The sequence below is a fragment of the Paenibacillus sp. 2003 genome (genome assembly GCF_031455635.1).
GTDB lineage: Bacteria > Bacillota > Bacilli > Paenibacillales > Paenibacillaceae > Paenibacillus > Paenibacillus amylolyticus_B.
In genome coordinates this window covers 1,705,626-1,720,986 of sequence record NZ_JAVDTB010000001.1, presented here as the reverse complement: position 1 = coordinate 1,720,986, position 15,361 = coordinate 1,705,626, and the positions used below count along the sequence as shown (strand labels likewise).

The following is a 15,361-nucleotide window of genomic DNA, read 5'->3' as shown; positions in this document are numbered from 1 at the left end:
TGACGGCTTTTCGAAAGCGATCCTTGAAGATAAGCTTAACAAAAGCGCTTTCATTCCAAAATGCCAAAATTTCAAGATCATCACCCCACCCTGAAGCAGTTTAAAACCGCTTTCATTTCTCGCTGTTGCTGCCCTTCCGCTTTTCGAAGGTTTGGCTTATATTAAAGTTAATCCGATCTGGAGTTTAACTTCTGCGTTTAGCGATATGAAAGGAAACACATATGATCAGAAAAATGTATATGAAGCGATTTATCTATTTCTTTGTTTTTTTTCTGCTGCTGACGTTAAGTTTGTTTTTCGTGATGAACCGATTGAGCTCCAAGACACTTGAAGAAAATCTGATTGGCGCTTCCAAAAACCAGCTTGATTATGTGAAAGGCATTCTGGACGGGATTATATATGAGGCTAACATGTATGGAGTTCAATATGCAGCTGACAGTGATGTCCGATTTTATCAGAGGCATGTTATCGAACTGAGCAATTACGATTCCCAAATGAAGAAAAACGATATCGTTGATCGCATGCGGCAAACGCTTCTATCCAGTCGATCGATTGAATCGATCGGCATTTACTGGAAGTCTGAAGAAACGTTTCTGTCCACTAACAGTACGCCGGAGGCGAGACTTCCGTTCAAGGATGTTCATGGGCGGGGATGGCAAATCGTCGGCAATAGCTTGTATTACTTTGCCCTCTACCCTTACATCCAAAAATCCGGACAAAATGAACCGACTCAGTACGTCGTTGGTGTAAAGCTGAATACCGATTATTTGAAAAATCTGCTGAAAAAGGCTGTGAACAACGACAGCTCAAACGCTTTTTTTTGGTTTAATTCCCAGCAGTTATGGAGTGAGAAAGAAGTCGACAACGATCTATTGAAAGCGGTTACTGAAATACTTTCTCCACAGCCGGAGATCACTTTGAAATATGATTATCACACCAATTCAGACGACTATTATGTTCTTGCCCGATATATTGAATCAATTGACGCCTATCTGATTACATATACACAGACGAATGATTTTCTGCAACCGATTGACCGCAACCGTAAAGTTTTTTTTGCCAGCATCTTAGCCGTTTTCACGCTTGGTCTGGTTGTGATCTTTACGTTTTACCGGAACTATTACCGTAATATTCGTTTGTTGGAGCGGAAGTTTTCACAGGTCGAACAAGGCAATCATAATACACGTATTACCGAAAATACGGATAGAGAGTTTTACAGCCTGTTCAGAAGTTTTAATCATATGGTTACCGAGATCCAGGAGCTGTTCGTATCCTTGAAGACTGAAACGGAACTAAGACGAAGTGCGGAACTTCAACAACTCCAAGCTCAGATCAATCCTCATTTTTTGTACAACAGTTTGTTTTTCATCATGTCGGTGGCTCAATTTTCACCTGATTCTGTCATGCGCATGAGCAAACATCTAGCTGAATATTATCGTTATTTAACCAAGTTGGACCGGCATGAAGTCACGCTAGAAAGCGAGCTTCAGTTTGCGGAACATTTCCTGATTATTATGGCTCTCAGCAAAAAAATGGAGTACAGCATTGATCTGCCGCCAGAACTGTCCTCCCTTCCTCTCATGCCGCTGATCATCCAGCCAGTGGTTGAAAATGCGATTCAACATGGAATCGAAGGACAACAAGGTGCCCATCGGGTGACGATTGATGTCAAACAGACGGAGGCTGCGATAACGATCAAGGTCTCCGATGACGGTAAAGGTCTTTCGCTGGATGATATCCGTAGCCTGGAGGCTCGGCTTGAGAGTGATACCCCGCTTGAAGGAATTAAAGGCGTAGGGCTCTGGAATGTAAATCGACGTCTGAAAAATACGTACGGCGAACGTAGCGGGTTACATTTTACTACTAATGATTGGGGCGGCTTGTCCGTCCTGCTGCTCATCAGCATTCCCGAGGTGAAAGGAGATAACTAATGCGATTATTAATTGTGGATGACGGACATTATGTCGTTGAATATATGAAGCACTTGCTCGATTGGAACACCTTTGGCATTGATCAGATCGAGACGATGACCAATTCGATTGAAGCCCGAGACATGTTGACTCAAAACCACATCGATATTCTGATCACTGACATCCGAATGCCTGAGGTGTCTGGTATTGATCTGCTTCAACATATCCACCAACATAACTTGCCAACCAAAGTGATCATCCTTTCCGGCTACTCCGAGTTCGAATACGCGCAACAAGGAATCCGTTTAGGTGCGCTCGACTACTTGCTCAAACCTGTCGACAAAGATGATGTGGAGAAAGCCATGTCCAAAGCCATCAATAATATTACAAAGACACGGCCCGCTCAATCTGTCGCATGGGAGAACTTCAATGGATTGGGGTATTTGCTTTCGCTTCTTGGTCATAACGAGACATTAAGGAAGCAATATGATGCTTATACTGAATTTTTAGGGCGTCGTCGTATGTGCTGCTTCAAGCTGGAGGGTTTTACACAGGAACATGAGGATTTTATAAAACATGCTGTCGGAGACAAATTGGATCGTCTCTTGTGGGCTTCCGGAACACGACTGTTCGGTCTTGTTCCGGAAGCAGCTGCTGCAGAACTGATCATCAAACTAAAGCAATCGTTCGCGTCTCCTCCCTTTTCATTGACTGATCGAAACGTGACCCGACAGATGTTCTACATGTTCTTTCTTAATGAGGACGTACACTCAGAAGACTTCAATGGCATATTCAACCATTCTCCGTCATGCGGTGATTGGGAATCGGCGGGAAATATCATTAAAAAATATGATCAAATCCATCTCCAAAAGCAAAAAGTAATCTTTCTCATGGAGACCATTCTATATGTATATCTGGCGGACAAGGATCGGGATGACTCTGAAACCGTGGATTGGATATTCAACCAGTTACGGCATACTGATGAACTATCTTCAACTCTCATGGATCGGGTCAGTCGGATCAGAAACAACAAACAGATGTCCATTCAAACCATCGTTGACAAAGTGCAAACGTATATCGAAGACCATCTGTCACATGGCCTTAGCCTGGATGAACTAGGGAAAGTTGCACATCTCCATCCCGTCTACTTTTCCAAACTGTTTAAACAGGAGACAGGAGAAAATGTGTCAAACTACATTTCCAGGAAGAGGTTGGAGAAGGCTTCTCAATTGCTTCAAGATTCAGAACTCCGTGTAGCCGATATAGCACAGATGGTTGGTTACCGAAAAAATCAATATTTTATCCAGTTGTTCAAAGTGGAATACGGAGTTACGCCTTACCAGTACCGCAGAAATATGATCCATCAATGAGAGCGAATAAATAACTTCATCAAATTGATATAAAACGGGTTGACCATGTAGCCATTCGGACTTACGGAATATCTCTTACCCGTGTCCAACCGTCGTATTTGTTCCATTTCCTTCTCATTCAACTCAAAGTCGAATATTTCGCTGTTCTCTTTTATCCTTTGAGGATTCGATGATTTGGGGATGACAATAATTCCACGTTGCAGATGCCAGCGCAAAATGACTTGCGCAACCGACTTCTGATGACGAAGGGCAATTACAGCCAGCTCCGGATGCTCCAGCAGCGCTTTGCTACCCTGCCCCAACGGTCCCCAAGCCTCATGCAGAATCCGATGCCGAACCATATAATCATGCAATTCATGTTGCGGAAATTCCGGATGGGTCTCGATCTGATTTACCATCGGCGAAATCCGGGAATGTTTCTTCAGATGCTCCAGATGCCGGATCTCGAAATTGGCTACACCTATAACTTTGATTTTACCTGCGTCGTATAACTCTTCCATCGCCTTCCAAGCATTCACGTATTGAGGACCAGCAAAATGAATCAAATACATATCGAGGTATGTTACGTTCAGCTTCTGGCAAGTCTGCTCGAACGCCCTTTTCGTCGCACGGTAGCCCAGGTCTGTCGTCCATACCTTGGAGGTAATGAAGAACTCCTCCCTGGGAATGCCGCTGTTTTGGATGACCCGACCTAACACCGCTTCATTACCATAAATTTTGGCCGTATCGAAATGGCGATAACCAATTCGAATAGCCTCCCCGACAGTCCTCTCGAAGCTCCCCCCGTCTTTGATCTTATATAGGCCGAACCCTAGTTGAGGAATGCCCACTCCGTTTGCCGCTGCGACTGTCTGATTCATTCGCAACTCCCCCTGTTTCCTATTTGTTGTTCCGATGCTTGTTCTTCGCATAGCGCTAGCAACTTTTCTATTTGGTTCACCAGGTTTTTCAACAATTTCAACTTGCTACCGGAGTCAAGGCTGTAATAGTTGAGAGTTCCTTCTTTACGAACACTTATTATCTGTGATTCTTTCAATATTTTCAGATGATGTGATACGGTCGGTCGGGAAAGGTGAGTCTTCATCCTGATCTCTCCTACGCGCATGCCGGGTTTTTGTGGCCCTTGAATCAAGGCTATGAGGATGGCTTGCCGGGTCTCGTCTCCGATCGCATTCAACACCTTCTGATTGTTCTTAAATTCGATAGCAATCGTGGTCGCAAGTTCCTGATCCAGGTAAATCATCCCCTTCCATTTAGAACGTGTAATACTTTTGTAGATACAGCCTAACACAATCTCGGATTCGGCTGTACATCGGGAAAGAAATTCAAGAACCTATTTTTCCCATGTCTTAAGAATACATTAGCAAAAGAAGAAGCCACCTCTGACGAATGGAGTGGCTTCTATAAATGAACTTATTTATTCTTCTGTGCAGTAATGATATAGACAGGTTGGTTAGCAACTTGCGTCGGTAAGTGGATCGTATTAATAATTAAAAAACATGCCTTAATGATTTCCTCCTCCATGTCCTTCGATGAAACTCTTGAACCAGTAGGCATCACCGACTTCTCTAATTCAATGCACAAAAAGATCCCTGCAACAGCCTTTTCGAATCTTTCGTTCCCAAGTGGCATTTCTTTGAAATTTGCGGCAATGGTTTCAATATTGGATATGCCTTTTCCAATATGCATAATTATCTAATCGACCATCGGAATAAGTTTTTTCCCTCAACCCCTGAGATAGGAAACCTACATGGCTAAAATAAAAAGCCGCTTGAATAGCGACTTTTTATGGTTGTTATTTTTAAAAAAAGGCGTAAAATTCCAATCAGTTGTTGAAGTAATGAGACTGTTTAAGGTCGGGAATCAGTGCAGGTTGCACTGGCCGCCATCCCATAAGTTCCTGAGTTGCAACGCTTGATCTCGGGATATCAAGCGCTGCGAGTGTGCTGAGAAAGCCAAAATGGGCATCTGCCTCTTCGCGTGAAATGCTAACTACAGGTACGTTCAATTGCTTACCAATAGCACTCGCGATATCGCGAAAAGGTACTCCTTCATCTGCGACCCCATCTAGTCGTGAACCAGCAGGGGCCTTTTCTAACGCCAGGCAATATAGATGAGCTGCATCAAGGCGATGCACAGCCGGCCAGCGGTTGCTCCCTCCTTCCACATAGGCGGAGAAGCCTTTAGTCTTGGCAATATTGATGAGGCTTGGTACAAAGCCTGTGTCACCCTCACCGTGTACCGACGGACAAAGCTCTACAATCGATGTACGTACTCCGCGCTCTGCCAGCGCTAACACCATGTTCTCCGTTGCCACTCCATTTACATGCGTGGTAATTACGAACGGCTTACCAGATCCTTCAAGTGCCGCCCCCATCGCTTCTACGGCATGCAGATCTGTTGTGAGTGCTCCAGCGAAGTTCGAGAAGTCGTGATGGAATGCCAGATGAATGACGCCATCCGCAGCAGCTGCACCACTACGGAGGCTGTCAAGATCGTTGATGTCACCGCGGTGTACTTCGGCCCCGGACTCTTCTAGTTTCGCAGCACTACTGTCTGAACGCACGAGACCGACGACCTGATGTCCCCTTTCAATAAGTTCGCGGGTGACAGCGGAACCGATGTAGCCTGTTGCTCCTGTTACGAAAACGCGCATCATGAAATCCTCCTTAAGTTGCTCACCCTTATTATATAACTGTGCTCACCAAGCAATGGGTCCATCCTCATCTGAGAATGTTCCTGTTGGACCGTCCGCTCCAATCAACGCAAGCCGAACTGCTTCACGAGCCCCTTGTTCGACACTACGAGTACCAGCAAAATTATTAAGCGCAGTCGATGTGAAGCCTGGACATGCAGCATTGACCTTGATGTTTGTTGATTCAAGCGCAAATGCAAATGCAAGTGTCACCGCATGAACAGCCGATTTTGATGCCGAATAGGCACCAAACATCGCACGATGCGAGTTTTCCGGAATAGAGTTCCAGCTAAGGGAGCCGCCGGTACTGCCTATGTTGACGATACGTGCTGCCGGGGCCTCTCGCAAAAGTGGCAACATCGCCTGCGTGACAGCAATAACACCAAAAACATTAGTCTCATAAACTGTACGAATATCTTCAAGCGAAGCAACGGTCAAAAGACCACTCGCTGCGCCACCGTTCGGAAACGGTTCACCCGATCTGCCTGCGTGCGAGATCCCCGCATTGTTCACGAGTACATCGAGACGACCAAATTCGTTCCGAATACGTTCTGCAGCAGCAGCGATGGAGTTTTCATCTGTAACGTCGAGCTGGAGAGCGTGTGAATTTGAACCGATGCTTTTTGAGGCGGTTTCTCCATTCTCGAGGCTGCGAGATCCAACGAGCACGGTGAATCCTTGTTCCGTGAGATCCTTCGCAATTTGAAGGCCGATACCTTTATTAGCCCCGGTGACCAGAGCGACAGGTTTATCTTGCATAGTTATAGTCTCCTTTTTTTGTGAGTGGTGGGGCCATATGAACTAAGTTGACGTGTCAACCTTGGATCAAATTTAACACATTGAAGTTGACGCGTCAACCATGTTATTATGCTCCTATGGATAAAAATGAACTTAACGAAGAAGAAATGCGAATATGGCATATGTGGAAAGGTTCCTTTCAGACCATCTTCGGTCGCATCGTCAAAGATATGGCCGATCACTCAGGACTGTCAGAGGGTGATTTTGGAGTATTGGACCGATTAGTCCTTTTTGGGGACGGCAGCCTTCGCCAACAGGAATTAGCTGACTCTATGGACTGGGATAAAAGTCGGTTATCTCATCATCTGAAGCGTATGGAAAAACGTGGACTCGTGATGAAGAAACCATTAGACAACGATCGTGGAGTACAAGTCAGTATCACTTCTTCTGGAAAATCAATGTTAGATGATGCCCGTCCCTTCCTCTCCAAGGCAATACGCAAACATTTTTTTGAACAATTAACCGAACAAGATATCGAGTTGATTACTAAACTGGCGGAAAGGACAAACTCAAGCTCCTAGCGTTTTATCTAGCTCCGCCATCTCGACCACGTTTGTTAAAGACAAGCTTTTAACAAACGTGGTTTCGGTTTACCGAAATGAAAGGTAACTTGCGGACAGTACGTGCTCTTCCCCGCTCAAAACAAAAAAGCCGCTACTTTAGCGACTTTGAATGATGCTATAAAACCTACGATTCAAGCTATTTGATTACTTCGGCAGGTACACCACGAACAACAAAATTATCAGGAACATCTTTGCACAGAACAGCGTCTGCAGCAACAATTACGTTATCTCCTATCGATACGCCTGGTAGAATAACACAATTTGCTCCGATCCAAATATCATCAGCAAATTAAATGTTACACTATACCGCAATTGAACGGCGGCGTTTAACTCAGTTCGTCACTGTTCCTTTCGTTTGAAAAACATCTTGCCAACCATAAGTGCCATAGCAGTTGAACAGATCAGATATCCAAAGAACAAGAAAAGTAAATAAACACCATGAAGATCTGCGGGAATCTGTTTCAAACCTTCAAACCAAGCAAAACGAAAAGGATAAAAGATGACTACCCAAATGATCAGCAAGAAAAGAAGAAAATTAATTATTTTTAGCACAATAATGATCCTTTCAAGCTTGAGTGGAAACAGTTGAATGTATATGCTTCATCTTTCATTTTGCATTACCTTACCACTGCCCGCACTATAATAGTTAGCTTATGTATTTGGGTTGATAATTCGTGTCTTGCTTTAAGTTTAGGAATATGATCGTTACGGCATAAAGAAGCCCTTTCTTTTGGTAGAACGAGCTTCTTTTTGCGTTTCACGATAGCACTTTATGCTTACTGAACACCAGGAGCGTTTTCATTCGTAGTTAAGTTCGATCTTTTCTTCTTTCTTGGCTGCCCTTTCCAGGACAGATATGTCCAAATCCGTAGCAGGTACTCGACAGGACCATTGCTAAATTTCTTGAGATATAGCGGACTGAGCCACAATTGAATGCCGTACACAGCAAGCGCAATAATTGCTCCGATAAACACGCCAGCACTTCCAAACAGTCCCAGGCCATATCCATAGAAAATTGTCGTGCAGATTACGCTCTGCATCAGGTAATTCGTCAACGAGAGACGGCCAACCGCCTCGAACCTGCCCAACAGGCTGGAATGGCGGTTTCCCGCATACAACAGCGCAAATGCGTATATATATCCCAATGCAAGCAACATTCCTCCAAGCGTCCCCCCGATTCCGATACCGAGCCAACCTTCCGCACCCAATTGTGTCGCCAATACGCCGTATGTTTTGAGGATTAAACCTACTGGAATCAATAACGATGCCCGGCGAAGATACATAGTCCGCATCGCTTGCGGATCGTTAAACGTGCCAATTCTGGCAGCGCGCATGCCGAACAGGAACATCGGTACTGTCATGAGTGGGGCTAACAGCAGGATCAATAGGGCGAATGACAGCTCCAAATCCCCGCCGAAGGGATCGCCGTTATTACTGAAATTCCTGATTTCCGCGTATGTGCCGTTGCCGTATACATCCTGACTTTGAATGATGTAGTTCTCCATATGAATGGACTCAATCGCCAGCGGGTTCATCGGATTAGATGCCGGGAGACCAAGTATGCCCGCTCCCACGAGTAGCAGTACCGCCCAAATGAGCAGCGTTTTGGGCTTCCGATTAAGGAACATGAGCAGGAAGAAACCGAGTACGCCATAAAATGCCAGGATATCCCCTTCCCACAGATAGATGATGTGCAGTAATCCGATTCCAAACAGTAGTAGAAAACGGCGTGCCAGATGACACTTTGGTCGTAGATCTCGTGATTTTAGGCTTTCCGAGAGCTTAACCATTCCAAAGCCAAACATAAATGCAAAAATCGGCATAAAACTGCCCACCACAGTGATCAGCAGGAACGAGAGGAAAGCCTGATCTGCTCCGCCAATCCCGAACAGTTGGGGTTTGCTCTGGCCATACATTCCATATTGGAAAGCCAGCATATTCGCCAGCACAATGCCGGCCAGACTGAATCCACGCAGTCCATCAATGACTTGAACGCGCTTTGTTGATGTGCTCAATCAATCACCTCTGTCTATAACATAAAGATCAGATCTAAATATACGTTAAATCCTTCCATAATTTCAACATAAATTAATAAGTGAACATTTAAATTGTGATTTACTTTAACGTACCAATACAACAAAAACAAAAAAAGTCGCTAAATTTAGCGACTTTCAGTTTGAACACCTTAAAGAGTGACAATAATTGGACCATTTTTAGTAAGAATAATGGTATGTTCTATTTGAGCTACATAGCTGTTTTTAGTAACAAAGGTCCAGCCATCTCCAGTTTGGACTACTTCTTCTTCTGAAGTTGAGATAAATGGCTCGAATGCGATAACCATACCTTCTTTTAACAATTCATCATCCGATGGATCATTATAATTGTAGATGTGGTCAGGTGCTTCATGTATTCCACGTCCAACACCATGTCCTGTAAGGTTTTTGATAACCGTTAATTCATGCTGTCTGGCAGTTTGGAATACGGCTTTTCCGATTCCGCTTTTTTTGGAACCCGGTTTTGCTTTTTTAAGACCTGCTTCAAATGCCAGTTTAACAACGTCGCATATTTTCGTTAATACTTCTTCACCTTCGCCTACGACAAACGAGAGTCCCGTATCTGCAAAATAACTGTTCTTGGAGCCAGACACATCAATATTGACGATGTCCCCTTCTTGAATAACCCGGTCTCCCGGAATACCATGTGCCACTTCTTCATTAACACTAATACAAGTAAATCCTGGGAAATTATATTCACTTTTTGGAGCAGAAACTGCGCCAGCTTTCTCAAAAAGCTCTCCTGCCAAATCATCAAGCTCTTTGGTGGTTATGCCTGGGATAGTTCTTTGAACCAATTCATCTCTAATAGAAGCAACAATTTTGCCAATTTCCTTCAAGCCATTAAAATCTTCTTCTGTTCTTGCGATCATTTTTTCTACCTCACTATCTTTTATCACTAATTGATTACATAAGTATTTTTTTGATTGAACATTAGATAATCATATCCAAAGCAGCAAAGCTTCGCAACTTTTTTATCAAGCTCACAGATCAAAATCCGATGAGTTCAAATACTGTCAGTGAAGTTGTTAAAGTTGATAGTATTCCATTAACTCGAATACAACAGCAACAAGTCTGTCCTTCACACGCTGTGGTTCGATGACTTGAATGGATTTCCCATAGGAGAGGAGAAAATAGGGGACGTATGTATCAATTGATTTTTCATCAAATAAAAAGATGGCTTGATTAGAAGTCCGTTCTTTCAGATAATGTCCCATAAACCAATGCAGCCCCAAGTCATCCAATGCCTCTGATCGGCCTTTGATAACCAAGGAAATTACCTCCTCTTTCTCCCCTACATCAGGTAACAAATTTTGCATAAATAATTCACGGGCTGAAAAAGCTTCCGAACGCTTAAAGCGGAGCGGAGTAAGCTTGACTCGAAGAATACGATCTGCCCGAAAGCTGCGGAATTCATTCCTCAAGTGGCAAAACGCAATGGTATACCATTTATTATTCCAGTAAACCATTCCATATGGGTCTATTACTCTATTCTTGGGTTGTTCATCACGGCTTCTGCGATAATCAATTTCGACAGAGCAGTCATTAGCCACGGCTTGCTCCAATTCCGCCAAGATCGGCTGAACCGATGGATCTCCCATGCGATTGATAACGTTAAATCCGGCTAAATGACGACGAAGTGTGTTTTCCTGATCCTGATTTGAATACATTTTCAATTTGGATGTTGCATTGTCCAATGCCTCACTCAAAGGATATCCAGCTTCTTTTGCAAACACAGCAGCTTGGAGAAGTGCCTTTTTTTCATCAATATCAAATAACAGAGGTGCTTTGATATGCTGATTCAGCAAGCTATACCCGCCGTTGTGACCTGTATCGGAAATGATCGGTACTCCACTGGCACATAATGCATCAATATATCGATATACGGTTCTTATATTGATTTCTAACTTTTCGGACATCTGTTTTGCAGTTACTTTGGTGCCTGAATTCAGCATCCATAGAATGGCTAACATATTATCGTTCTTTGGCATAACCTGCATCCTCATCTTCAATTCATTATTGGATATCTCTACATTATATCAGTACATCATATTTTACATAAAACAACTGTGTTGGGCGATACTACCTAGAAATATATTCTCCGGTTTGGAGCGAAGGCCAATGAAGCAATCCACATCTAATATTAATACCTCCGAGGTTATTATTGTAGTTATCAATTCCATACTCGGAGCTGGAATTCTAACACTCCCTCGCACAATTAGTAAAGCAGTAGGGACACCAGATGTATGGATTTCTGTCATTTTATCAGGATTAATTGTAACCACAATCAGCATCCTCCTTGTAACCTTGTGTCGTAGATTCCCCGGTAAAACGGTATTCGAATTTATACCCGAAATTACAGGTCAGTGGATTGCTTATCTATTGGGACTTTTAATTATCGTGTATTTTGTTGTTCTTTGTTCATTCGAAGTTAGAGTCATGGCCGAAATTACAAGTATGTACATCCTTGAGCGCACGCCTACTTGGGTCACCATTATGGTCAGTTTGTGGATTGGGATTTATATGTTAACGGGTGGTCTTAAGGTCATCATCCGGGTCTTTTCAATCGTGTTGCCCGTTACGCTTGTATTGCTAGCGCTGGTTTTCCTTTTAAGCACCAAGATGTTTGAACTTAATAACCTCAGACCACTCCTGGGCGATGGATTCATGCCTGTGTTGAAGGGTCTTAAACCTTCGTGTCTCTCCTATTCCGGATATGAAGTGTTACTCATCATCACAGCTTACATGGTGGACGTGAAAGCGAGCAATAAAGCTGCTATATACAGCATACTTAGTTGTACGATCATATATTTGGTCACGATTGTCACCGTGGTGGGGAATTTATCCTTGCCAGGAATTCAAACACGAATGTGGCCAACGTTCGACATGGTTCGGAGTTTTGAAATTGAGGGATTTCTTTTTGAGCGTTATGAATCACTGTTCATTGTGTTTTGGTTGATGCAGATCTTTGCAACCTATGCTTTTAAACACTATTTTGCGGCAATCGGGATCCGAGATTTGTTTCGTCTCAAAAATATTACGAGCATACAATTCGCGATGTTGCCAGTCTTGTATGTAATTGCTTACTTGCCTAAAAACCTGGAGGAAACGTTAGCTTTGGGTGATTTTCTTGGCAATATATCCATTTTTTTATTTGGCTTGTTACCACTGCTACTGCTGATCATTAGTTTTGTTCGTAAAAAAGGCGGGAAGCAGGCAACTAGTGAAGCCCTTAAGGCAGGCTGAATGTTTGGTTCTTATTGTATGTAGACAGTAAAAAAAAGAAAAAAGCCGCCAAAATAGCGACTTTTAATGGGAGTATATTTTCTTCATTATTTATTAAAAGTAACTTTTTCTGTACCGCCTTCAAAAATGATGGATGTGTCCCGCGGCTTCGATTCCGCAACTTTACGGCCGCCTCTGTAGGAATAAAGTACGCCGGCTTGTTTGCGAACAGCCTCATACTCGTTCTCTGCTTCAAGTACGATGAAGTTAGCAGGTTTACCTTCTTCAATACCGTATACATCCTCAATGTGTAACGTTCTTGCGCTGTTTTTCGTAATGAGGTCAATTGAATTCACGATCTGGTCGTAACCAAGCAACTGCGAAGCATGAATCCCCATGTGCAGTACTTGCAGCATGTTGCCAGTACCGAGCGGATACCATGGATCGAAGATGTCATCGTGACCAAAGCACACATTCAGACCTGCTTCCTGCAACTCTTTGACACGCGTCAGCCCTCTTCTCTTCGGATACGTGTCGAAGCGTCCTTGCAGGTGAATGTTGACCAGCGGATTGGAGACAAAGTTCAGATCAGCCATCTTCAGCAAACGGAACAACTTGTACGTATAAGCGTCATTGTATGAGGCCATTGCTGTCGTGTGGCTTGCCGTTGTGCGTGAACCCAGTCCACGTTCGTAAGCTTCCTTGGCAACAACTTCAACAAAACGGGATTGCTCGTCATCGATTTCATCACAATGGATGTCGATCAGACGGTCGTATTTTTCGGCCAGATCAAACGCAACTTTCATTGAATCAACGCCGTATTCCCTTGTGAATTCGAAGTGTGGAATGCCGCCGACCACGTCAACGCCCATTTTCAGTGACTCTTCCAGCAATTCTGCCCCGTTTGGATAAGAGTGAATGCCTTCCTGTGGGAAAGCAACAAGCTGGATGTCCATATATGGAGCCATTTCTTCTTTTACTTCAAGCATCGCTTTAACGGCGATCAAGCTTGGATCGGTAACGTCCACATGGGTCCGTACATGCTGGATACCTTGTGCCAATTGCCATTTCAGTGCAGTTTTGGACCGTGTTTTGACATCTTCATGTGTCAAGAAAGCCTTGCGCTCCGACCAGCGTTGGATGCCTTCGAACAGCGTTCCGCTTAGATTCCATTCCGGCTCACCTGCTGTGAGCGTTGTATCGAGATGAATATGCGGCTCAATGAACGGCGGCAGCACAAGCGATCCGTTGACATCCAGGATCTCCTCATTTTCGGTCACTTCCAGTGATTGTGTAATTCGTTCAAACTTTCCGTCTTTCACAACGATATTCCATAGTCCTTCTTTACCCCGCAATTTTGCGTTCTGTATAATCATTTATTTTCCCCATTTCTTTGGTTTCTTTGGCAGGAATAATCAGCATCAAGACGATATAGGCCACTGCTGTACCAAGCAGCGCGTTCAATGGTGTTACGCCAGGAGCCAGTTGGGCGAATGCAACGCCGATGGCCCAAGCCACCATCGCTACCCAGTTTACATTTTTGAATGACATGTCGGCAAATGGCTTATAGTTTCTACGTTTCACAATGAAGTAATCTGCGATAATAATAGCCCCGATGGATGGTACCGCCGCACCCAGTACGTTCAGGAAACTGACGAAGTTGTTGTACATCCACATGGCGAATACGGTACCAACGATGCCGTTTACGATGACGAAGAATTTTTTTGAGATTTTGGTGATGTTGGCAAAACCAAGACCTGAAGCGTACAGTGCATTATCGTTGGTCGTCCAGATATTCAAGCCCAGAACGATGATCGCCGGAATGATCAATCCTTGCAGGAACATGACCTCCGAGATATCGGCCAGGTTATAGGCCATCGCACCAACTGCACCGAACAGAAACATGAGTGAGTTACCAAGGAAGAATGCAATCACTGTTGCGGTAACTGCCTGTTTCGATGTCCGGGAAAATCGGGCAAAATCGGGTGTCAGGGTTCCGCCGCTTATGAAGGAGCCGATACAGATCGTTAATGCTGCCGCCGCGGTAAGCGACTGAGTCGGCGTGTAATCAAGCAACCCTTGCAGACCACCCAGCGAACCTGCACCTTCGAACATGGAGTAACCACCGAGAATGGCAATCGCAGGAACCGCGATATAACCAAGAATGACGAGTGACTTCATACCGAAGATGGCTGATGCCGTCATGGCAAGTCCAAACACAATGATCAACAGATACACGTTCCAATCCATGGCTTTGGCGACCGGAATCGCGAACATGGCTACACCGACTCCGAACCATCCAACCTGTGTGAATCCTAGCAGGAACGAAGGCAGATACGACCCTTTTGCACCGAATGCATATTTGGCAAGCAAATGTGTGGACAGGCCCGTTTTGGCAGCGATATGTGCCAGTGCCCCTGTATAGATACCGAGCACCAGATTACCTGCAAGTACGATGCCAATGAACTCCATGAACGTCAGGCTGACGCCCAATGTTCCTCCTGCCAGCATGCTTGCTGAGAAAAATGTAAAACCGAGCATGACGGATAACGTCTTCCAAAATTGGTTTCTTTGCGCTTTCGGCACCGCTTGCCATGAAAACTCTTGATCTTGTTTGCTCATCAGAATACCCCCAACATAAAGTGTATCTGATACCAAAAAAAGCAGAAAAAAGAGGCTACTCGTCAAGTTATACACTGACAAGTAGCCTCTTTTTGCATCATAATCCGCGCGAAGACACAGCGCA

At 44.2% G+C, this 15,361-nt stretch carries 15 protein-coding genes; 4 read left to right on the top strand and 11 right to left on the bottom strand.

Annotated features, from left to right (window positions below; translation table 11 throughout):
* The first annotated feature begins 221 nt into the window (after nucleotides 1-221).
* Together J2X75_RS07670 and J2X75_RS07665 are read left to right on the top strand one after the other, a co-directional pair.
* The gene (locus tag J2X75_RS07670; protein WP_310335487.1) at nucleotides 222-1,931 is read left to right on the top strand and encodes a sensor histidine kinase; all 1,710 of its coding nucleotides are present in this window, start codon (nucleotides 222-224) and stop codon (nucleotides 1,929-1,931) included.
* Nucleotides 1,931-3,280, top strand: coding sequence for a response regulator transcription factor (locus J2X75_RS07665; protein WP_310335484.1), 1,350 nt, complete (start codon nucleotides 1,931-1,933; stop codon nucleotides 3,278-3,280). The genes J2X75_RS07670 and J2X75_RS07665 overlap by 1 nt, the downstream gene beginning before the upstream one ends.
* On the opposite strand, the gene J2X75_RS07660 is transcribed toward J2X75_RS07665, so the two are convergent.
* From J2X75_RS07660 to J2X75_RS07640, 5 genes are all read right to left on the bottom strand, one after another.
* Nucleotides 3,274-4,140 carry an aldo/keto reductase gene (locus tag J2X75_RS07660; protein ID WP_310335482.1) on the bottom strand — a complete coding sequence of 289 codons (867 nt, stop codon included), beginning with the start codon at nucleotides 4,138-4,140 and terminating at the stop codon, nucleotides 3,274-3,276. The genes J2X75_RS07665 and J2X75_RS07660 overlap by 7 nt on opposite strands.
* On the bottom strand, nucleotides 4,137-4,523 hold the full coding sequence (locus tag J2X75_RS07655) for an ArsR/SmtB family transcription factor (protein WP_310335480.1): 387 nt from the start codon (nucleotides 4,521-4,523) through the stop codon (nucleotides 4,137-4,139). Before J2X75_RS07655 ends, J2X75_RS07660 begins: the two co-directional genes overlap by 4 nt.
* Nucleotides 4,524-4,693: 170 nt before the next feature.
* Nucleotides 4,694-4,969 (bottom strand): hypothetical protein, encoded by a 276-nt coding sequence (locus J2X75_RS07650; protein ID WP_310335477.1) that lies wholly within the window; start codon nucleotides 4,967-4,969, stop codon nucleotides 4,694-4,696.
* A 136-nt stretch (nucleotides 4,970-5,105) separates the two neighbouring features.
* Nucleotides 5,106-5,936 carry an SDR family oxidoreductase gene (locus tag J2X75_RS07645; RefSeq protein ID WP_307543141.1) on the bottom strand — a complete coding sequence of 277 codons (831 nt, stop codon included), beginning with the start codon at nucleotides 5,934-5,936 and terminating at the stop codon, nucleotides 5,106-5,108.
* Nucleotides 5,937-5,981: 45 nt separating this feature from the next.
* Nucleotides 5,982-6,734, bottom strand: a complete 753-nt coding sequence (locus J2X75_RS07640) for an SDR family oxidoreductase (protein ID WP_310335475.1) — start codon at nucleotides 6,732-6,734, stop codon at nucleotides 5,982-5,984.
* Between the two features lie 116 nt (nucleotides 6,735-6,850).
* On the opposite strand from J2X75_RS07640, the gene J2X75_RS07635 reads away from it, so the two are divergent.
* Nucleotides 6,851-7,294: a MarR family winged helix-turn-helix transcriptional regulator gene (locus J2X75_RS07635; RefSeq protein ID WP_101313823.1), complete on the top strand. Its 444-nt coding sequence runs from the start codon at nucleotides 6,851-6,853 to the stop codon at nucleotides 7,292-7,294.
* 178 nt (nucleotides 7,295-7,472) lie between these two features.
* On the opposite strand, the gene J2X75_RS07630 is transcribed toward J2X75_RS07635, so the two are convergent.
* From J2X75_RS07630 to J2X75_RS07615, 4 genes are all read right to left on the bottom strand, one after another.
* Nucleotides 7,473-7,607, bottom strand: a complete 135-nt coding sequence (locus J2X75_RS07630) for an LbetaH domain-containing protein (RefSeq protein WP_310336685.1) — start codon at nucleotides 7,605-7,607, stop codon at nucleotides 7,473-7,475.
* A 505-nt stretch (nucleotides 7,608-8,112) separates the two neighbouring features.
* Nucleotides 8,113-9,351, bottom strand: coding sequence for a DUF418 domain-containing protein (locus tag J2X75_RS07625; protein WP_310335472.1), 1,239 nt, complete (start codon nucleotides 9,349-9,351; stop codon nucleotides 8,113-8,115).
* 170 nt (nucleotides 9,352-9,521) lie between these two features.
* Nucleotides 9,522-10,262 (bottom strand): type I methionyl aminopeptidase, encoded by a 741-nt coding sequence (gene map, locus J2X75_RS07620; RefSeq protein WP_282321382.1) that lies wholly within the window; start codon nucleotides 10,260-10,262, stop codon nucleotides 9,522-9,524.
* A gap of 156 nt (nucleotides 10,263-10,418) precedes the next feature.
* Complete coding sequence (locus tag J2X75_RS07615) at nucleotides 10,419-11,381, bottom strand: helix-turn-helix transcriptional regulator (RefSeq protein ID WP_310335470.1); 963 nt, start codon at nucleotides 11,379-11,381, stop codon at nucleotides 10,419-10,421.
* A gap of 130 nt (nucleotides 11,382-11,511) precedes the next feature.
* Between J2X75_RS07615 and J2X75_RS07610 the strand changes: the two genes are divergently transcribed.
* Nucleotides 11,512-12,636, top strand: coding sequence for a GerAB/ArcD/ProY family transporter (locus J2X75_RS07610; protein WP_105598772.1), 1,125 nt, complete (start codon nucleotides 11,512-11,514; stop codon nucleotides 12,634-12,636).
* 86 nt (nucleotides 12,637-12,722) lie between these two features.
* On the opposite strand, the gene J2X75_RS07605 is transcribed toward J2X75_RS07610, so the two are convergent.
* Together J2X75_RS07605 and codB are read right to left on the bottom strand one after the other, a co-directional pair.
* The gene (locus tag J2X75_RS07605; RefSeq protein ID WP_310335466.1) at nucleotides 12,723-13,991 is read right to left on the bottom strand and encodes a cytosine deaminase; all 1,269 of its coding nucleotides are present in this window, start codon (nucleotides 13,989-13,991) and stop codon (nucleotides 12,723-12,725) included.
* Nucleotides 13,960-15,237, bottom strand: a complete 1,278-nt coding sequence (gene codB / locus J2X75_RS07600; protein WP_310335464.1) for a cytosine permease — start codon at nucleotides 15,235-15,237, stop codon at nucleotides 13,960-13,962. The genes J2X75_RS07605 and codB overlap by 32 nt, the downstream gene beginning before the upstream one ends.
* Nucleotides 15,238-15,361: the final 124 nt, after the last annotated feature.